Consider the following 23,627-nt stretch of genomic DNA (forward strand, 5'->3'; position numbering starts at 1 on the left):
TTATTTGCGGCCCGCGTACGGGCGGCTAGGCTCGTGGTGCGGTCAGCTATCCACGAGCCGGTAAGATAACCTGCTTGAGCGACACAAAACAGTGGAGAGAGCCCACGGATGGGGTCGCAGAGCAAATTTCTCGTCCTGGAGTCGTCCATGACTCCAAGTTCCGAGAGATTGGATCTCGCGGCTCAATGAGCTGCAACTACTCAGAGCAGGCGTGACATCGCCGCATCGATCGCCGATGACAGGTCGGTCTGCTCATCGGGTTCGTCATCGACTTGCTGAGCAGCGACGAGTCGGTCGAGGACGTCCGCATCGATACTGATTGATGCACTCGCATCGACCCACTTGTCCTCACTATCGAAGACCTCGATGGGAGCCGCGACGGCACCATCGGGTGTGGAGTTCGCGGAGGACGGCGTATCAACCGCTATTGGCACAGCATCAGTCGATTGCGATGTCGCCAAACCGACGGGTACCGACGCGGTGGGCACTGGTGTCGTCGAACTCGATACCGCCAATGGTTCACTGGTTCCGCCGGTCGTGTCACGACGGTTCAGCTCATTGATGACCTGCAGCACATCGAGTTCTGAGATCACCCGGTTGCCGGAGACATCAAAATAGCCAGCCCCGTACTCGTTCCCATCGGACGACAGATAGGTGCCTGGAGGTACTGGATCGTCGGTCTGAACAATCAAATCCTCTGCGGTAGGAATGGTCGCTCCCGATGCAACCGCGTCGGAGTTTCGATTCAGGAAGTTGATGATCAACAATGCATCGAGCGCCGAAACAGATCCGTCGTCATTGACGTCATACCGCACATCTGGATTTTGCAGACGACTAGCGACGACCTGGATACTGACCGTCGCGACGCCACTGCGTCGACCACGGGTATCGGCGACAGAATACTCGAACGAATCCCGTCCGGTAAATCCGACCGTGGGCGTGTATCGGACCGTGCCATCGGGAAGCGTCGTGACAGTTCCGGCGGCGGGCTCGGACTCAATCTGCACGCTCGTCAGATCGAAATCATCTGCTGGATCGGTATCCAGATCATTATCGAGGACACGGATGACGATCGATTCACCGGTGTAAGCTAGGCCGGTATCATCGCGAACGATCGGAGCAACGTTGGGACTGATCTCCACCCGTCCCTCCTGGCTGATCGCACCGAGATCATCTTCGACGGTGTATCGGAACTCATCCTGACCAGGAAATCCGGTGAATGGCGTGTAGACAATCGCTCCGGTATTGGGATCGACCGTCACACTGCCGAACGCAGGTTGGCTGGTTATCTTCAACGTGCTCGGGACGATGGTGCCGTCGATATCTTCGTCATTGGAGAGGACATCAATGGTGGTTGGTCCCGTCGGGCTCAGCGTCGGCTTGTTAGGATTCACTGTCGGTGCGTCATTGACGCCGGACACGTTCACAGTGACGAGCACACTGTTGCTAGCACGATTTGGTGTGACGGCACGTCCCGCCTTATCAGTCACCGCATAGCTGAACGAATCAGCAAGTACGGGTGAGTCAGGTCGTAATGCCTGCAACTCGCGAGACTCCGTTGGATCGTAGGTGACAATCCCCGTAATGGGATCGAAGCGTACCACGGCCCCTCGCAAGCTGCGTTGGACCAAAGGCATGGACAACTTCAACTCATCGGGATCGGCGTCGTTGAGATCCGCATCGATATCATTGGCGAGCAGGCGAGCGGCCGGAATCGTTAAGATCGTGTCCTCGTTCGTTGGCTCGAGTTGGTCGCCGACGGGAACCGGGAAATCATTAACGGGCGTCACGACGATGCTGAGGGTCACCGCGGCACTCTGGGCTCCCTCGGAATCGATGGCGATCACTTGCACCCGAGCCGTACCGTTGGCGTTGGCAGCCGGTGTGAACGTGAGCACTCCAGTGCTGGAGATTTCTGGCTGGCCGTCCGTTGTGAACAGTGCCGCGTCACTCGGAGCAACCGGTGTGACAGTGAACGACACCCCTTGGTTGATCTCGTCGGCGGGTCCCGGCGAAATACTGGTGGCCCAGGTTGACGAATACGGACCGCGGTCTTCGAACACGGTAACCGTGCCACCGGGCACGAATGCAGGTGCATCGTTGACAGGATTGACATTGATCGTGAACGTGCGGATGTCCGACTCATTGATGTCTCCATTGCCTAGGTTATCAGGACCATCATCAAAGAGTTGTACAGTGAACGTCGCCGTCCCGTTGGCATTTGGAGCCAGCGTGTAGTGCAACGATGCCGTTCCACCGGCGTTCACCACCGCACTGGGGGCGACGGTGAACAAGTCCAATCCACCATCGATCGAAACAATTTCGAAATTTAACGCTTGACCGGGAGGGCCGATTTCATCATCCGCACCGGGAGGTCCGGCTTGGACATTGGTCGCCCAGTTCTCAATCGTGACCACACCGCGTCCGTCGCCGGTATTGGTGTCCTCGTCACTCGTCACATCGCCCGCACCACTGAACTGAGGGGCATCGTTAACGGGTAACACATTGAAGGTAACTGTCCCGGTCGCGACTTGAGGATCGGCCGCAGCGGTGCCTCCCGTTCCGACGGGTACGGTTACACCGTTGTCGGTGACGGTGTAGTTGAAGCTGTCTGGACCAACGTAATTGTCACGTGGCGTATACCGGAAATAAGGACTTCCAGTGGTCGGCGTGATCAGTTGCAGCGTTCCACCCTGTGCCGTCGTGACGGGGATGGGCTGCGTCAGAGATAACGTTTGGTTTCCACCAGGAACGATGTTCGCCGCTTCGTTGTCGGGACCGACCAAGAACACATCGAGCAGACCCGGCGACGTACCGTCTCCGTTGACGAGAACATTTTGCGAGCCGCCTTCGGAAAGATTGAAGCTCAACGGGTTGGTAGCGGGCGTGTTGAACTCCGGTGCAATGACCGGACGATCGTTGACCGGTCTAACGTCAATCGTCAGGGTGGCAGGAATCGAGGTATTCAAGTCACCACGACTGCTGTCGGAACTGCCATTGTCAGTGAGGACGACTGAGAATTGGAACGTGCCATACACATCTTTAGCCGGTTTATAGCGAAGCTGCCCCTGCAGATCCACTGTCGGCATGACGTCAAAGTATTGTGCCGCGTCAGCATCATCAAACGACAAGCTCGACACATCAAAGGTCAATTGTTGGCCTTGGCCGGAATTGATTTCATCAAACGCTGACTGTGCCGGCCCTGCTGAAATTCCAAATGCAAATCCGTTGATGACCTGTTCAGATCCATCTTCGGAGACCTCATACTGCAAATCAAGTGTCGAGAACTCAGGCCGATCGTTGACCGGATTGAGATTGAGTTCGACCACCGACGTCGACGTGCGACGGTCCTGTACCAAGGATTGCGTGTCGAGCGAATACGTTTCACCATCGCCGGGATTGTCGTCCCGAACGGTGTATTCGAAGGAGTCAACGGCACCGTTGAAATTATTGAAGTCTTTCGGTGGCGTATACAACAGGCCGATCAGCAGCGGATTGCCGTTGGCATCAACCTCGGTGTTCGAGAATCTGCGTGTCAGAGTCCCGCCCAGCTTTGTCTTGTCGGGGAAATCAAAGAGCTCAAGGATCTGGGCGCCACCGGTAGGTGCATCCGCAGTTCCATCCATCGATTCATTGGCTGGCCCGACATCATACACGTCAAGCAGTCCGAGGCGGGTGTAATCGCCCACCACAACGGTACCGGCGATGTCACTCGGCAGTGCGATGTTCTTGTCGACGGGGATGAAGTAGCCGCCCGTGAGGACCTCGCCAGGCTGGCTCGGATCGGGACGCGTGTTGTCTTCTCGCAGCGTGTAGCGGATCGTCGCTTGATCGTTGAATCCATCGCCGTCGGTATCCGTCCCCGTCGTGACGCTATAGGCCTCGTCCGGGTCGGCGGAATCGGAGGATCCCGCGATGGCCGGATCGATGCGAGGTCGGTCATTGACCGGACGCACACTGATGGTGACGAATTGCGGGTCTGAAAGCGATGTCGGATCGTTCACTTCGAACGCAACAATCTTGTACACCAGCTGGCCGATTTGATCCGGTGCCGGGAAGACGGTCAGTGAGCCTTCGGTATCCCCAGGCGTATAGTTGATGACCGGCATCGAGTCCATGATGGACGGGTCGCCCGAAACCAGTTCAGGTTCAAGGAAATCAACTTGCTGATTCTGAACTTCGTCAAATGCGTCATCAGGCCCAGCAAAAATCTGCGATACGAAGTCCGGAATCGTCGTGGACGAGCGATCATCTCGCTCCAGTACTTCGACCGAGAGTTGACCGTTGAAGGTAGGCGCATCGTTGGCCGCGGCCACGGTGATCGTCAGAGTACCTGATTCAGAGACCTCTGCTGGTAGATTCTCGACGCTCGCAGGACTTGGGATCGTCGTCTTACCGTCATCGATGATCTTATAGCTCAACAACTCACTTGGCGCGAACGGCAACTCTTCGTTGTAGTTCAACGGTGGCGTGTAGGTGATGTTGCTGAAGTATCGCAGTGTCTGACCATTGACAACCTCCGAAGCGATTTCGAAGCGGAAGATCCCGCCCGAATCACTTTCCAGCCCAGCTTCGTTTGGTCCCAGTGGTGTGAGGGTGCCAATCAACGCTGGGTCGGCCGACACGAGATCGGTGTCGGTGAGCAGGTTGAGCGTACCGGCGGCGGTGCCCACTTCGATAATTCGCAGCCCCGGAGTTTGTTCGCTCTCATTGAACGGAGCAGCCAGCCGAGCATCAAAGTCTCCCGGTGCGTCGGGAATCTCATTGACGCTGGCTTGATCGATCACCTGCAGGGACACACGAGTGAAACCCTCGGGAACCCCAAAGGCACCCACATCGGCGATTGCCCCTAAGCCGATCGACCGGAGCTGTTCTTGCAATGCGATCGCGACTTCGGAGGCAGTGCTGGCGGTTGTGAACGCCACCGCAACATCCGCACCGACAGAAGGCGTGCCGCTTGTGTTGAACTCGACAATCAACACATCTGCCGATCCACCCGCGATTTGGATCTGCTGGCCATCGATCAATTCCGAACCGGCCGGCACCAAGATGTCGGTGCCATTGATCTGAATGCCGCTAGCGGCTTGGTCCAGTGAAATTGTCGTCACATCGGTGAGTGTGACTTCCCACGTCACCATTGTGACCACGCCAGCGGTGACCGCGGCAGGATTTGGATTCGCGGTGTCATTGAGCGCGTCGGCAAGTCGCGAGGACAAATCCGGTGCGGTATCGGTGGTTTGGAATGCAACGAAGATATACGCCGGGTCGCTCGCAGCGGTGCCAGTTCCGAATTCGACGATGGTCGTGTCGCCAGCGGCGTTTTGGATTTCCAGCAGTTCGCCGTTTTGCAGCATCGAACCTGCCGGCATGAGAACGTCGCTGCCGATCACACGGATCGCGGATGTTGCCGCCTGGGGATCGATCGAGGCAGCGTCGTTTACACGGACACGGAACTGCGTCTGAGTCGTTGCCGCTGCGGTCGCATTGAGGCCTTCGGCGGTCATCGCCGTTGCGAGCGCCTGGGCGATCTGTTCAGAGGTATCACCCACGTTGATCGCCACGGGGATCATGTCACTGGCAACGGTGCCCGTGGTGGTAAATTCGAAGGCGTGCGTGGTCCCATTGAGATCGACCACTTCGACTTGCTCGCCATCACCGAGATCGGCTCCCGATGGAATCGTGATCGCTTGTCGCGTCGAGTCCACTACTAAGGAATTGGTGCGAGTGACCTCCGTGATGACATCGGCATCATTAAAGGCAACCTGATTGCCCATCGCGGTGCCGCCGAAACCGACCGCACGCAAGGCTTGTGCGAGCCGTGTTGCCAGGTCCTCGGCGATGTCGCTCGGGGAGTAACGGACAACTCGATCGACGCCGGGCGGAATGACACCAGTTGTGTTTAGCGCGATCGCCGCACGTCGTCCATTCGCGGCGTTGAAGATGAGCGTCTCACCGTTGAATAGCTCATCCGCGTCAGGCAGAGTAACCCCTGAGGCCGAGGCCACAATCTGGGTATCCACACGCAACGACGCCGGAATGTTGGCGGTGATCAAGTCATCGGAATCGATTTCAATCCAGGTAGGGGTGCTGGTCGTCGATTCGGTCAATCTGGCAAGGCGATCATACGCCACTGGTGCATCGTTGACCGGTGCGACGAAGATCGTCGAGGTCATCGTCGTGGTTTGACCATTGACAACCTGCGTGCCGCGATCGGCCGCATCAAAGACATCATCGACATCGAGGCCTTCATCGATCCCACTGTCCATCACGGTATAGGTGAACGTGATCTCGCCGTAAACATCGGCGGCAGGTGTGAAGGTGATCATGCCGGTGGCCGGATCGAGCGTGATCGATCCGCGGCTGAGCGTGTCGGCATTCGCATCGTCCAAACCAACTGCGACCACTCGGATCTCACCATCATTCCCAATCAGCGGGTCGGTTTCATCGACCGCGCCAGCAGGCCCTGCGGCATCGTTGTCGAGCAGGTATGCAGCCGGGAATACGAGCACCGTATCTTCGGTCGGCGTCGGCCGTGTGGCCGCGTTGGGGAAGAAGTTCAGGTAGCGATCGTTTGGAGCTCCCGTTGCATCGGTCAGGCCCACATAATCCGTCACTGGAACTGGCGCGTCATTCCGCGGCACGACACGGATCGTCGCCGTTGCCGTCGCTTCGCTGGCTGCTACCGGTTTGCGGAGGAACTGATCGCGTTCGCCGCCACTGATGTAGTACGGTGGGAGACTGAGATCATCGCCTCCAAGTAGACCCTCCGCCTCGAGATCCGCAAGGTTGGCTTCAAGGTCGTCCGGCAATTGTGAAATGCCATCATCGAAGAGAGTAAAAGTGAACTCATCGAGTAACAGATCACCGACGGCACCGACGTCACTATTGAAATCAGCTGCAGGAGTGTAACGCAGTTGAGTGATCCACTGTGGATTGGCCGGATCGTTGAACTCGGCAACCAGTGTTCCGCCCTGGCGGGTCGTGATTGTGTCCAAAGCACCTCCCGGAACGATGCTACCATTCACAGTCGCGATCGAACGTACCAGAATCGCTTGGTTGGACTCATCCAACGGCGCGGTCGTTTGGTTGGGGTCATAATCCGGAATCGCGGCGGCGATCAAATCGTCCGCAGTGATGACCAGCGTGGCGTCCCCACCGTCACGGGTAGGCTCAAAGGTGACGAACGTTTCATCGCTGGCACCAGGATCGTCATTGTCGGGGAGGACATTGATCGTCACAGTTTCAAACGTGATCCCATCCAGATTGTCGCTATCAGCATTCTGCTGGGTTGACAAACGGTACCGGAAGGTGTCAACACCGTTGAAATCTTTCGGAGGTGTGTACAGGAACGATCCAGTTAGATCATCGCCCGGGATCGTTCCCTGCATGGTGCGGTTGACCTCGAGCGTACCGCCTGCGGGCGTCCGATAGACCAGCACGTCGTCGCCGGGGTAGCTCGTATCGCCCGACTCAACAAAGATCCTCGGCAAATCAACGAAGTACCGAACCGGCAAGATTTGCGATGCAAAATTGTCGTTGGTGAACAGGGTCTTTTGGTTGATAAACAGCGGTGGATTGGATGCTGTCAGCGTGGAGTCGATACGCAGCGGTGTATCTTCCATGGCAATGAACGGATCACCGTCACCCGAAGGCACAGGCAATGGAACGCTCCGCACGCTCACTCGGTAATCCTCGACTTCTCCACCAATCGCCACACCGGTGGGGCGTGTGTTGCCGGAATCACTCAAGCGAATCCGTAACCAGGTGTCCTTATCCGTTACCGTGCTGGGAGTGATGAGATTGAGTGTGTTGATGCCATCAACGACAGGCGTATTCTTGAGCACCTGCTCAGAACCGTCTTCATCGAAGACACCGTTGCCATTGAAATCGATCCACACATCGACCAAGCCGCCGCCGGTCACATAGATTTCCACGTTCGTCCCGGCCGGATCGGCAGGATTAAGGAATCCGAATACCTGATCGGCTTGCGTTTCATCGAAGACGGCACCATTGTCGGCATAGCGTCCAAAGAAGTATGCCGGTGGAATCGCACCACCTTGATTGAACGTGACCACTGAGACACCGTCTTCGTCATCGATGGCGGTCAGACGTACCGTCGCAGCGTCGGCATCGTCAATACTCGCCAGAATGCTGCCACCGAGACTACTCAGGTTTGGATTGATCGCGGCCAATAAGGCTTCGGCGACCTGTTCAGTCGTGAACGAACTCGTAATCAGTACCGGAATACTGCCTGGTCGCGGATTTGAACTCGGGTCAACGAACTCGTACGTGAGCGTTTGATCGTCGGTGCGTAGGTCGATCAATTGTCCGGCCAACGGGATGCCGGTGAACGCAACCGAGAGTGAATGAGGATCGGAATCGTCCACCGTGAAGGTTGACGAGAAGAGACTCGATTGCGACCCCACATCCAACGTGGGCGCCGGAGTGGTTCCCACTGCAGCCGATGTAATTTCAATCTGTTCAGGGTGGGCGGCATTGGTGATGGCCGTCACGCCGGGCGTCGTCACGTTCGCATTGATTGCCGCTAACAACGTCGCAGCCACATCGCTGGCCCGATCACCGGCGGCGATTGGAATCGTGATACGAGGGGGGACCGCCGTCGTCCCGTCCGAGATGAACTGGAACTCGTAGTTCGTCCCACCCACCGACAGCGTGAATAGATCGCCCGATCGTGGCACTCGAGTAATCGAAATTCGAGCAAAGCTTGGCGTGATTAAATCAGCCGCCGTCGCAGCGGCACCCACCGACTGCAGTTGATCGTCGGAAATCCCCACACCAGTATCAACGGGCTGTCCATCGGACTCCGTATCGACGTAGAGACCCAATCGGCTGCCGCCGGTGCCGCCGGTGATCGCGTGGCGAGCACCGTTGCCGGGCACGTAGCCTGGTGCGGTGGGCTGCAGACCCGGAGTTGGAGATTGCAGCAACGTGCCGTACGACTGCGGCGCGTCACCGAAATCGAATCGCACATCTGGCATGATGATGGTGAAACGGGTTTCGTTATTCGGCCGCGTCGGACTGACGGGGTTGCCCGCCAAATCGGAAACCGCTGCGATTGTGGGAGCAACCGTACCGGCATCATCGACTCCACTGCGGGAGACCACGTTTTGTGTTCCTGCAAACAACAAGACACCACCACCCGGCGAGAAGACGTCGACGCTGATGCCTGAATCATCAATGGCTTGCTGCAATTTCGTGGCTACGGAGACAGCTGGGAACGCATCACTGGGCGTGTAGTCCACGGCGTACGCGCCACCGCTGACACCGCCAATAGCCAACGCGTCCGCTCCCACCACAGCAGATCCGTCAACCACATCGATGGTTGTAAATTCCGACGCAGTTTCACCGAGCGTGATGACGGCTCCATCGCGTGTGACGTTTTGCAACGTGCTTCCCAGATTCAGCTCGATCGCTGCCTGCAGAGCCGCAGCAATCGCGGCAGCATCCGCGTCAGCGGCAACTACCACCGTGACGTTGGATGATGTGAGCTGGGGGTCGGTGGTGAACAGGAAGGTTTCCGACGTACCGTTGACGTTCAGCGTGACCGTTGATCCATCGATACTCGTGCCGGTTTCAGTGGCAGGCACCGTTATACTGAGGCTACCTGTGACGCCTGGGTTGCCTGTCAAGGACAGATTTGAGCCCACCAAGTCGACGGTGTCGCCATCGAGACCGCCCACCGATACTAGGCCATCACCAATCGCGATCGCCTCACTCAGGTCAATATTGGAATTACGCAGCGCCTCTGAAATCGAACTGGCGATTTGATTCGACGTATCGGTGCGGCTGAACTCGACCCGACGAAGTGTCTGGGTTTGGTCGGCTGGATCGAAGGAACCATCCGAATCAAACTCGAACGTAATACTCTGCGCGCCGCGGGTATAAGTGAACTGCTGCCCATCGACGATCGAATCAATGTCACCGGTTTGAATGAGTCCCGATGAGATATTTGCCATGTTGACGACGTGTCCCGGCAGGGTTCCTAACTGAATCGCATCGTTTCCGACCGCGACCGGCGCCAAATTGAGTAGCGTGGCGTAGTCAACCGCATTACTGGGACTGCCGACGAATTGAGTGGGATCGAGGACGCGTAAAATCGCGTCGCGAATTTCGGTAACGGTCCCCGTGTTGGCCATCGGAATCGCGACGTTGGCACTGGCGACACCGCCGGTGGTATTGATTTCAAACGTCACGCTCTGTGAGCCATCGGCCGACGTGATCGTGAAGGTGTCGGTATCACGGAAGCCTACTCGAGTGTCGGTTACTACTAACGTCTCGTTTTGCGGCACGGTGAGCGTGTAACCGCTGTCGAACTCGAACACGCTCTCGCGTCCCGCACTGTCCGTGACGACGACTTGGTCGCCATCGGCGATCGATCCACCCGATGGCAATTCGACAACACGCCGCGACTGATTGTTGAGCGTGACCTCGTAGACTGAATCCTGGTTCCATACCCCAGCCAGTGGCGTGAGGCGAATTGTGCGACTGTTTTCGCTGTAACCAAACGTGAAATCTCGACCGGGCAGAAGTTGACGACCATTCTCCGTCAGCAACACGGTATCTGCCGTGATCGTGGAGGCGTCCAGACCAGTACCCGCTTCATCGATCAGCTGGATCTCAAAGAACTTGACAAACTGATCTGAATTGACCAGCCGAACAAATGACTGCTCGGGATCGGTGTCACCCACGGTATTCGGGTCCGTAGGCGAACCAGCGGCATCCAAATTGGGTGCATCGAATGGATTGTTCAAGACCGCATTCGGGCGCCGGGTATCGGCGCGATCGACGGCACCGCGATCGATGAACACGTTCGAACCGGTACCTCCGCCGGGCGAACCAGCAACACCGTCGACGCGTCGCTGCCCGTAGATATCGACCGATGGCGCCAAGATCGGTGAGGGTGGCAGGCCGATGGGGCCTTTGACCGTACCCGCGAAATCACTTCGGTCGTCCAATGCATCGATGGAGTTATCGATCAAAGAGCTGCCGGCGGCGGGAATGTAGATCGACCGTGAGGCATCCTGGAAGATCTGGGCGAGATCAACGTTCGTCCCCAGGTTAATCGAGCTGTTCGCGATAGGCAGGGTGCTGTTAGTGCTGTTATTGGCAAACAGGTTGCTACCTGTTCGGGTACCCGATGCGGTCTGCGTGTTAACGTCGATGCCTGTGCTTGCACCGACGATGACATTATTGAGTAATGTCGGAGCTGCCCGACCGGTAACGGAGATCCCTGCGCCACCACCACTGTTGACGATGGTGTTATTGACAACACGGCTGAAGAGACTCGGCGTGCCGAGTTCCCCATTGCCAAAATCACCACCGCCGATTTGGATGCCAATACTTCCAGATCGTTCGACGACGTTATTGACAATCACCGCCCCTGGAATCAGGCCAAACTGGTTAGCGTTTCGCAACAGGCGTGCATCCCCTGGCAAACTCGATGAGTTCCCGACTTTACCCGAACTCGGGTCCACTATCGTCGAAATGCCCACATTGGCTGAATCACGAATGAAGTTATCCGCGATGATCAGTTGTCCCTGATCGTCGACACGGTTCTGGTCCGAGATACCAAACTGATAGTCGACCATCAACACATCGCGTGCGGGCACGCCCGGATCCCCGATAGGACGAATCGCCAGAGAGTAGTCTCCCAACTGCATATCCGTGGGACCGGATGGCAAGCCACCCCCTGTATAAACCGCTGCGCTGCTGATGATGACGTCATAGTAACCCGAACGCGTCGGGGTGAACTGCAGCGTTGCGCCCGCCTGGGTCTCGCCGACAGCAACCGTCGGCGAGTTGAATCCGGAGTACGCCGGATCCCCATTGGCACTCTGGGCAAAAGCAAAGTTCAATTCGGTTGACGTGAACTTCGTTCCCTGTTCCACCACGGCGACAAACGGACGAACCAGCCCAGCACCGACTTTGAACAGTCCCGTCGTATCGACATCAATATCGATACCTTGGCCGGCCTCCAGATACACACGTATCGCATCAATATCTTCGGTCGGGTCGCTGTACAGGACCGCCCCGTCATCAGCGTCGCTGCCGGGACTGATACCGAGATTCACCGCATCGCCAATCTTGCCGATAGCGAACAACGTATCGCCACTGACATAGCCCGGAACCGCAGCTTGGGCGAGCTCATCGCTGTAAACGACGTATTGCGTCGCAGTGTTGGTGTTCGCACTATCATGATCGATGACCGCCACCTTGCGACTGGTGTACCTACCCTTGAAGGTTTCTTCCGCACTCATGTCGAGTTTCAGCGTTCGCTGCGATCCCGGATTGACCGTAATGTCAGTCGCCAGAGGCCGTCGCACGAGGTTGTCGTCGAGCACGTAGGCGTTGCCGAACAGCTCAATCCGCGATGAAGATGAAGTACCGCTATCGCTGCTGTCACCGGTGGCAGCCAAAATTGCAAGCGTATCCTGGGCTTGGCTAGAGTTAATCGCATCACGAATCGACGCTGCGACTTGAGCCTCGGTGTCAGCCGGATCGAACGGCACTGGAACGTTGCCTGAATCTGGCGTTACCCCAGGGGCGTAACGGCTATCGAATTCGAACGTCAAGCGGTGGGAACCGTCATCGAGAACAAACGTGTCGCCGTCGAGCAGATGGCGGCCCGCCGGCGCGACAATCGTGACAGCGCCATCGACGAGTCGATCGTTGCTGTCGAAAGTTCGCCCTGCGGAGAACTGTTCGTTGAGTTCCAAGTTGATTGGGTTGTAGTCTTCGGGCACACCATACTCGTCGGAGGTGCGAATCCCCAATGAATAGCCGCCGACCAAAATTTCGTCAGCGTGCTCGGGCTGGACCGCATCAGGGCGAGTATCCGGCAGATAGGAGGGGTCGAGCACAAAATCAGAATTGCCTGGTTGTCCACTGAAGTTCTCGTACAGCACCGTTTCGCCACGCTCGGCCAAGCCGATGATGATGTCATCGATGTACACCCCAGCTCCGACGTTGTCAGCGCCATCAGCCCCTTGAGCAGTCGTGATGGTGTTCGGCGCGCCCAGCCCGAACTCGTCACCGGGCAGGGTGGTATTGAGACCGTAGGGTCCCGCTTCAAGCACGGGCGAGAAGCCGGTTAACCCTGGCGTGATACCAGTATCAGGTAGGTACAGCCGGATGCGGTCCCCACCCGTGATGGCGTAATGTTCTGCGCTGGCACTACTTTGGTATCCAGAATTCTGTGCCGAGATAATGCCAACCGACGACACGAGGCCCCGTTGGAGCTGTTCGGCGACCTCGACGGAATCCATTGCCGCATTGGTGATCACGGGCACGGCGCGAGGCACATAACTGAAACCCGATTGTCGCTTGGCTTCCCAAGAAATGATGCTGGAACCACTCCGCTGCACCGACACCGAGCCAGCCTCGATAATCAAGACCTCACGTCCAGACGTCCCGAGCATTTGCCCCACGAGAGCCGGATCGAGGACAGCCAAGAACTTCTGTGCGACCTGCTGAGGCGTATCGGTCGCCGCATAAACAACTTCATTGGCGGCACCCGTTGGAGCGCTGCGGAACGTATACGTGGATCCAATCGTGCTCGTCGGTGAATCCTTCCGGAAGATCGTGATCGACTCACCGTCGGTAAGGTTCGTTCCTCCAGGCAACGTTACGGGCACGCCGTACGTGTCGAACGACAACTGATCCTGTTGAGTGATGGCAGGCTGGATCGTGGGGATCGAGGCAGAGGAGTTGAATCGCCCCAGGCCAAATCCATCGCTCGTGAGAGATTCAATCGCGCCGAGTTCTGGCGCGAGCGTCTGTAATTTCTCAACGACTCGTGCCGACACTTCTGCTGCCGTCAAGTCTTCGGTGAAGTAGACGCGAATGTTGTTATTGGGCGCCACGTCGGTGCCTTCGCGAGCGAACACCAGATTGACTGTCCGGCCGCCGCCACGAAGTTGAATCTGATCGCCGGTACGTAGATCCGCACCGGACGGCAGATCGATTAGCGTCACCGGTTCCAGAGTTGTGACGATGTTACTCGACTCCGCTTTCGTCACATCGGGCAGGCCGTCACCGTTTCGGTCTCCCAACAGGACGCGAACCGTGTTAGGTGAAGCGAGATCATCTCGAAGAGGATCCAGACCCGGCGCGTTGGCAGTGATCGCCGCTACCAAGTCAGTCGCGAGAGTCGCTCGAGTGGTATTGTTGTTGTACGTCAACACGGCGCTGGTTGTGTAACCATTGAGCAGGTTAGCCGGCAGCCCGTCACCGTCGTCAAATGCGACCGCGAGGGTACTCGCACCACCAGGCCCGTATCGGAAAACCAGTAGCTCATCGTCGACAAGCTGGTTGCCAGCTGGGACATCCACCCGCGTCCGCACGGTCGCGGGATCGATCGCCGTGATCACAACCAAGGAGTCAGCGGCTTCGATATCAAACGTAACGCCGAGCTGCACGAAAATCAAATTTCCATCGGTGTCGATGAACGTTGTTCCCGCTGGTAGTTCCGCAGCAATGCGGGTGGCAATCTGAGTGCGAGTTTCGCCCGAGAGAGCAACGATTTGAATGTCACCGCTGACATCAGTTGGATCGACTGCCCGAACGTATCGCAGCGTCACCGGTGCAGACGATGGGTAGGTGACCGTCACCTTCTCGCCGATGGCGGCCTCATCCCCGGTGGGAACGAGCAACTGGCGGAAATCGCCTTGGAACTCAACCGGATTGGCTTCGCCACCGAGCAATTTGCCATCGATTTGAATGTCGGTCGCAGCGAGCAAGCTGAGGCGGCCATTGTCATCGACTCGGGGTCGCATTGCACCAGGAACGGCGGCAGCGACAGCGTTCGCCACTTGGCTGGCCGTTGCGGCTGGGTCGATCACGACTTGCACGCCCGCCACACCAGGATTCAGCGCGTCGACAAACGTAACGGTTTGCTGAGTCGTGACCGCGTCGCGATAGGTAACCGTAAATGAATCGCCGTTTACAAGCTTTGCTCCAGCGGGCAGCACCACGTCGCGTCCGACAATGGTCTGTAACGATGAGACAAGGCCATTGTCATTGCGGATGAGGGTGATGTCGTTGTCGACGAGTTTCTCGCCCTTCACACCGACCAATTCCACTGATCCGAGCTGGGTGCGCATCGCCCCGGCTGTACTGAAATCGAACCGGATACGGGCGTTAATGCTGCCCGCCAGAGGCGATAAATCCACGCGAACTTGACGCCATTGGTCAGCGGCGTTGTCGTCGAACACTGTCTGTACTGCGATGCCAGTTTTCGCGTACTCGTCGTACTCATCACTATTGGGCAATTCGCGGAATGCGTTGTTGGTCGCCAACAACTTCCATTCGCCATCATCTCCGGCGGCGAAGACACGGAAGGAATCGTGCTGCGCCCGGTTGAGACGGTAATCGTCATCGTCTTCAACGTCGATGTTGTACGTGAAGTACAGCGTTGGTTTATCGGCGGCGCTGTATTCGCTCAGGTCGAACGACTCGGAGATCGCCGAACCGTGGCTGCCACCGGGGGCCATCTGCCCCAGGTTGCTATCTTCGGGGCGTCCAATGGTATTATTGTTTTCGTTGTTATCGACTTCGAAACCAAAGTACAAGCTTGTTCCGCCATTCGTATTCAGCCGACTCTGATCATAAGGAACGACGTCGCCGTGACCGTCATCACCACGTCGATCGACCGTCGAGTGCCATGGGTTGACCTCCAGATTGCTGAACGCCAGTCCGTTGGTCTGGAGATTGATTCCACCTCCAACGCCTGCACTGTCTCCGTATAGTCGGATCTGAACGGCCGAGTGACCGTTGTAAAAGATGTTCGCGGGCGTGGTCGTCGGCAGCCCCGCATTGTCTGTGTCGAGGGTGAATGCATACATCCATCCATCGACGGTGGTCGCGAACAAGATATCTGCATACTTACCGCCTTCAACAACCTGCGGTCCGAGCGTCAAACCCGTGAAGAGTGGGAACCGCTCACCCGTGTCGGGATCGGTTCCAAGCTGAGCGCTGAAATCAGCGAGATGGTCAGGAGCGACGGTCAAATGACCATATTTCACCGTTGGGATGACCCGGTTATATCCGTCCTCAAAAAACCCTAGCGGGGCCGGTTGAGTGTTGCGGGGATCAAAGACGTGAATCCCTCCGAGATTCGTAACAGCGACAAGATCGTCATTGAGGTTGTTATTCAATGCCGCCAAACCGGTGATCGCCCCGCCATCGCCGCCGGTAGCCGCATCAATAAAACCGGTATCGACAATCCCAAATTCCACTTCTTCGGCGGCCGGACCCAACGTCGTTCGATAGGGGCCATTTCCGAAGTCACGATCAGCGTTGCCATCCAAGCTTCCCAGCGAGGTGATCTCACCATTTCCAGCGGCGGCTTGATAAATGATGTTCGTGCGCAGTTCGATCGGCACGCCATTGCGTCCACCGGAATCTCGGCTACCGACGACCCAGAATCGCTCTGAATTGTTATTGATCGCTGTGTTGTTCACCGATCCGTTCTGGGCGCCGCTGGAGTTGCGGCTGAACGTCATCGCGTTGACGAGGAACTGCGCATTGTTGTCAACTTCCACACCGGTGCCGGCCTGGTTGGTCTGGCGGAAACTGATGTCGTCATCGCCCGCTTGGCTCGTGCTGGCGTCGGTGGGACTGACGTTGAGGAAATTCCCGGTATTGCCGTTGTTGGGATTGTTGGGTGGTAGGCTGTAATTGAACAGCTCGCCGTCGCGTCGAATCGCGATGTCTCCCGACCGTGGACCGTCGCCGCCGATCCCGCCGTACACCGTACCGGTGAACGGGTTGACACTTACCAAAGTACTATTATTGGAGCCACTTCCGCCATTTAAATTAACGAACAGCCGAATGTCATTAAGAGTATAGGGCACCGGGGAATCAGCACTGAAGACGGGCTCGATGAGCGGTCGTTCGGCGGTGTAGTCGTCCTGCCGCGAACTGAAAAAGGTGCTCTCATCAAGGTTATCGCGGCTGATCCGACGAACCGAGTTGACCGGCATCAATCGCACATTGGGATTCACCGGGTTCGCTTCAAAGAACTGGTTGAGCACCGCTGGCACGGCGGCCTCACTGCTGACGGCAACATAGTAGACGCCTTCAGGAAGTTCGACGGGACCGATGTAAGCATCGAGAGTACCCGCTGACCCTGCAGTCAGGTTGCTCATATCGACGCCCTCAAGCGGACGGCCCTGGTCATCGGTAACGTTGCTATCACGTCCGACCAAAATCAACCGCCCCGCTGAATCATATACGGACAGTACCGTATTCGCCCGCCCAAGTTGATCGGCGTAATCGATGTCGAACGTTGTCGTGACGAACCGATTTTCACTATCAAAGGTATCCGGTTTGAGCTGCTGAGCACGCAGTTCGACTCGGTAAACATCGACATCTTCGAGTCGCGTGTCGAGCTGGGCGTTGGTCAGGTTGCCGAGTTCGCCCGTAACGGTGAGCGCACCACGGTCCGTCGTCAGTAGGTTACCCAAGTCTTGTGCGTCAGCGGGATCCGCACTCAGACGGGTGTTGACTGTTTCACGCGTCGATTCATCGCCGCTGTTTTGGTCACCGGGCGTTGGATCGATGTACACCACCGACTCACCGACGTCACCGACGAGTGGACTATGCATGGGCGTGCCGGTGACGGCGATCGCATTGGTCGCGAAACGGATGTCGGCTCCACGTACGGTCGAGCCGGCGACCTCATCGGTACCGCGCAGACGGATACCGAGTTCGTACTGCCCGGAGGTTTCTGCGTTCGCGCTGTGAACGCGAACGTAGTAATCATTTTTGGCATCAAAGTTACCTGGCAGCACCACTCGGAACCCAGCATCGAGCATGTTGGATGATTCCACATTGCCACTGGTCAGCCCCGTTGGCAGCGAGCGAACGTCACCTTGCTGCACACCGTTCTGAAGCCCGGTATTGACGTAAATCGTCTCGGTACCATTTGCTTCGGCAAACGAATTGTCACTGCTGGCGATCACGACGCCGCTATCGTTGACGAGCTCAACGACGGTATCGAGTCCCGGGGAAGATTCGTCGATATCGAAGTAGACTGCGGTGCCGCCCGCAGCTTTGAACCGGTAGGTATCGATATCATCTTCGGTCGCGAGTGTACCGCGAATGGTGAACCCAAGCCGCTCGTTGTCATCGCCGGTGGTTTCGCCAGTAGCGAGGGCGCCAAGGATCTGCGCATCGACCGGGTCACGGTTAGTCGTGATCGCGCCGGCATCACCGCGTTCGTTTTCGTAAACGTAGGCGACGTTGCGATCGTTGATATACGCCTGCAGCTGCAAGCCCTGCCAATCGCCCGCTGCTGCGGTAACGATCTCATTGCCATTGGCGTCAACTGGCAATCCGGTGTTGTTCGTATCACGCTGTGATCGCCCGTCGGGCGTGAACCCCGCACCAATCGTGCTGTCATTAATACTCGTTAGAACGACCGGGAACCCTGGCGACCCGAGAACCTGCAGAGTACCACCGATGCGGTCGTCAATATCGAGTGGCCGTCCGCCACCGACCAGGGTACCGCCGGGGCCAAACTTCACGACCAGGGATTGGTCTGCATCACTGCGCAGGCGGATGGCGCCGTAGTAGTGCTGCGTCATCGAATAGATCGAGCCTTCTACCACGTGGACAATGTCGGTGTCATCCCACACGCTGTCGGTGGTGACGATTTCACTGCGGACGCGCATACCGTTGAGCAAGTTCCCGGAGAGCTCGTTGTCGAGCAATAGTGGGCCTTGATTGTCGGGGCGATCGACGAAACGATCGATCATGCCGGTCGATCGTCCCGGGTCCGTGACAGCTTGGAACGTGAGCGCATCGGGATTAATACTGATTGCCGCACCCTGACCATCGACGATGGTGTTGCCGATCAGGATCGGTTGGGCACCACGTACGAAGATCGTCGATGCATCATTAAAACCACGTCCCACGCGAGTGGCAAACGGGCCTGAATCGGCACCGATGCCGTCAACATCTTTCCCGTCGGCGTTAGCGACGAAGCTGGAATTAACGACCCGCACGTCCGATTGTAAGATCTCCAGGGCGTTAAACTTGGTCAGACCGCCCTGGACCGGAGCTTCACCACCGCCGTAACGAACGTCGACATGGTCCAAGCTCGCCGTCACGCCTTGCCGCAATACAATTCCGCCCCAATCGCCGGCCGTGCCCTGGCTGACTCCGTCATTATTAGTATCAAAGGTGCCACCCACCCCATACTCATCATCGGACTGAGAGGTGAACACGATGGGCTTGCCCTCGGTTCCCTCGGCGTAGAAATCAGCACCAAAAGTAGCTTCAATTCTCGCCGTTCCTAGTTTGACGATGGTGCCTGGATCAATCGTCAACCGCGCGTCAAAACGAGCGAGCAGTTTCGACCCATTGTCAGCATTGGCACCGAGTTTTCGTCCCAAAAGTGATCCATCAATGCTCTGGTCACGAGCATCATCGAATAGGAACGTCTCACCCAATCGCAGTTCGGCAACTAGGAAATAGTCTCCCGTGCTGGGATCGCGACGGTAGACGTTTGTGCCAATGAACCCCGCAGGTGCCAAGGGGATGTTACTCAAACCGACACCCGCATCTTGGCCGGTAACGACTGTCGTCGTCGCGTTACTGGCTCGGGTTTCCCCGCCGTATGCGTCGGCAAACGTGATCCGATAGTCAAGCGATTGGTTCTCGCTAAAGTTCCCCGTATTATCGAACGCCGCGACGTTGATAGCGGTTGCATCTGGAACGGGCTGGATCGGAGGGGTCCCTTTTTGCGCCTGGCCGGAGTCAACGAACGTACCGGTGCGGCGATCGAGCTGATCGACCAATTGATACGTGATCACGCCGGCGACGAGGGTGCCGCGATATAGTTTCCGACCGATGTATTGGTCCGGCGCGGTAGGCAGATTCCGCAGCGTGACCGAACCGACACCATCAACATCGGTCACAGTCACCGAATTGGTCGGCAGACTGACCAAGGATTCGTGTCCCTCGCGGGTAACGAACGTCAGTACATACTCATGCTGCCCAGCAGCGAGGTTACCGGTGGTGGAGGGCGTCAGCGTCACGCTGCCCATACTCGGACGGGTCTCAAGCAGGGTAGGACCACCGGGGGCACCGGAGATTGTCAACGCTTGATTAATAACGTGAACAATATCGGTATCATCAAACCGTGCGCTCTGCGTGAGCGTTTCTAAGGCACCGCCGGCCGGTGTCGTGACGCTAACAAACAACCCATTGGTCGTGTTATCGGATAACAAGTTGCCGGAGATTTCCGGTCCCACACGATCGTAGTCGCTCGTGAACAGCCCCGCGTTCTGGTACAGCGAGGTGTTGAAGTTGTCTTCACGGAAACTGTTTGGGTCGGCGCTCATAGCGGCACCGGCACTGAATGAAATCTTGTTGTAAATCAGTGTCGGGCGGCTTTCATTCATCTGAATGGGCGCCACGGCGTCGGCGAGCAAACCGGCCCGGCCGCCACCATACTTCAAATCGGCATGGGAAACGTAGTCGAGGAAGATGCCTCGTCGTTCCCAAACCTTACGGCCTTCGGCGTAATCGACGTCATTGTGTAAATCGATACCTGCCCAATCGCCGCTCCCGGGAACTGTGTTAATGGGATTGGTATCGATACCGACGTTTTGGTCGTTGTAACTCGTGAATACCACCGAGGACATCGGCGTGCCGAGCACCTGAATCGCCGCGAGTTCGCGGTTAGGGTCAATCGACTCGCTGCCGACACCAATCTTGGCGTCCTTCAACTTGAGCAGGGCACCGGCATCAATCATCACTGTCACACCACGGGGGACATCAAATGTCGCACCGTCGGAGAGCACGCTATTGCTAGCACCGCCACGACCAAATTCGAAAGCTCGGTTGTCCTTCTGCGCTTCGAACGCTTCGTCCAGGGTCGTGCTAGGATCGTCAACGGCCGAAACCTTGCCATCGATACCAGCCGACGGCAGCAACCGGACGATATCGCCCGGCTTGGCCACCGACAGAGCCTTCGAAACCGTGCCATAAGGAGACGTGAGCGAACCATTGTTACTGTCGCTACCGTCACTGTCTTTAGTGACAAAAATGGTCCGCACCTCACTGCTGACCGCGGAGGCCGGGGCGGTACGGAACCAGAAATTGAAATCGCCGCCTGCTTCTCCATCGGCATCACCGTCCAAACGAGTGCCATTGGCGTCCACCAAGGCATCGCCGCTAGCCACACCGATGGATGAATCAAACGTGATGCGAAGTTCATAGTTGCCTTCGCTACGGCCATCGTTTCCGGTTCCTGCTTCGGCACCGTCGTAGGCATCGTTGCCCGTACTCGATACACCCACGACATAATCGCCCGCCGACAAATCAACCTGCAACGACGAATCGTCGCCATAGGAGTCATCGTTTCTAGCGATTAATTCGTAATTTGAAGTACCGCCCGGTCCCGGTGTGACACGGTAGAGTTGCACCAGTGTATCGAGCAAACTGACGTCATCGAGACGCTGGGCAAATGTTTCGAGCGACAGTCGTCCGAGCACAGCGTCGTCGGCGATGTTGTCATCAATGGGCGGATCGATAGTGAATGAATAAAAGTCAACGTCGCTACTCTCAGGACGATGCAGGGACTGGCCAAGCGTGATATCGCTCTGGCTGAGGAAATCCGGTTCGCTCGGCAGTGTTGGGAATCCAGCGATACCGCTGGGTCCGCCGTCACCGTCATTGCTCTGGGTTTCGCTATTGGGTTCATCAGGGCTGCTACCGCCTGCGGCAACACCGTCAGGCAATTCAAATAAATCGCCGACACCGAGTAGATTACCAATTCCCCGTAATCCCTCGACAAACCAACTCGGTCGCGAGTCCGGTGACAAGCCATAACCGTCGTACCAGCCTTCGTCGGCCTCGAGCACTAAGATCCCGCGCGATGGATCTCGCTCGTTCACCCGATAGAGACTGTAGGGCGTGCCCTTGCCGGCGCCTGTGTCAGCGGTTTCCTGGATCGCTCGCAAGTCACCGGTGACGATTTGCAGTCCCGAATTCTTCGTCTCGACAAACCGCACCCCAAGGTGCTGCTCATAGAGGTCGAGAATTTCGCGAGTGCGCTGTTTTTGGGCTGTCGTGATCGCGTTGTCCAGCGGGTTCCCGTTGGGGTCTTCACCGTAGAGCGTGGCAAAATTGTAGGGAAAAATATTAATCCCAGTATTGGTATCAATGCGTCCCACAATGCTCGCGTCACGCCGCTGATCACGCGACCCCGGCGCATCATAAGCCCCCGGCCATGGCGGCACGTAGGCGCCCGTGTTTTGAATCGAGCCACCGCGCAGCAGCACACTCTGCAAACCGCCCGCTGGTGAAAAGCTGATCGACTTCTCGGGAGCTTGCCCTGGATTGGCATCGCCGACAAAGACACCCGAGTTGTCGAAGGTGTCGTTGGCAGGCACGCTGATGGGATTGCCATTTGCATCCAGAACAGTCGCACCTTCGGCAGCGAGATTGAATACCGTCGGGGCGTTGGGCAATGAGTCACCACTGCCGATGCGCAGGCGGAAGGTGCCCACGCCATCGGTTCGCCCTGTGAGCACCGACAAGTCAGCGGAGAACTTCAGAATCGCCATCGACTGCGACGGATCATAGATCACCGTGTCGGGTCTTAACCGCAGATCATCGGTGTTGTCGACCGTGTCCTTGGTCATGAACAGCTGATAGAACTCCGGTTGCACGACCGGCAGCCCCGAGAGCGTCTGGCCAGCAGGCGGGTTTGGGTTATTGGTGATGACACCGGCGTTTGGATTCGACAGAGGATCGTTGTTGAAATAGACGCGAATCTCATCGCGTGCCTGAACTCGATTGCCCGCTGTTCCAGAGATCGGTTGTGGAACAACGGCCACAACACGCGCGCCCACTTCGACTTCGAAATCAATATCCAGCGATGGTGTTGCCGAATTGACTTGGTCGGCCGGCAAAATCGGGTTCCCATCGGTGTCCCGCAACGCCGTGATGTTGGTGTCAATGGAATCTCCATTGGCGAAAACATCATTGTTATTGACGTCGTCATAGCCAGCGATTTGGATTCGGTAGCGATCATCGGGCAAAGCTTCGACAAACCGCGACACGACCACCCGGTCACCGACCTCGTCATCAGCAAATCCCAAGAACCCAGGCTGAATCAGCACTTCGTTGCCGTCGCCAAACGTTCCGTCACCACCCGAACCGATCACGCGAATCCCACGCAGCGTGCTCCCGTCGAGCTGGGACGTTCCGTCGAAGCGGAAAGTCAACTCACGCGGCGCCGAATCGAGCCGATTTTCCACGCTCGTTCCGTCGAGCCGGATCTGCGATACCGCCCCGGCTTCAACGCTAACCAACCGCGGCCCGCTGATAATCTCAGCAGCGAGCAACTCGCGGCGTTCCAGGGTTTGGTGCTGCAACCGTCGCGACATGTCTGTCGTCGCGCGGCTGGAAGAGCCGGCGCGGCGGGCATCTCGCCGAGCATCTTTACGAGAAATACTGCGGGCAGCTCGTGAAAGTGGGTTTCGTCGGTGGGTCATGGTTGACCGAAGCCTTGAAAGAATAAAATCGGTGGGTAGGTAAAAAAGCGGCGGGACGCGGGTAATCTAAGTTACCCGCTGCCCGCCCAGCGTGGT

General features: G+C 57.3%; 1 protein-coding gene. It reads right to left on the bottom strand.

Going from position 1 to position 23,627, the window contains the following annotated elements:
• Positions 1–200: 200 nt before the first annotated feature.
• Complete coding sequence (locus Poly21_RS00875; protein ID WP_302117082.1) at positions 201–23,531, bottom strand: tandem-95 repeat protein; 23,331 nt, start codon at positions 23,529–23,531, stop codon at positions 201–203.
• Between the last annotated feature and the right edge of the window lie 96 nt (positions 23,532–23,627).

Source organism: Allorhodopirellula heiligendammensis (genome assembly GCF_007860105.1).
Taxonomy (GTDB): Bacteria; Planctomycetota; Planctomycetia; order Pirellulales; family Pirellulaceae; genus Rhodopirellula; species Rhodopirellula heiligendammensis.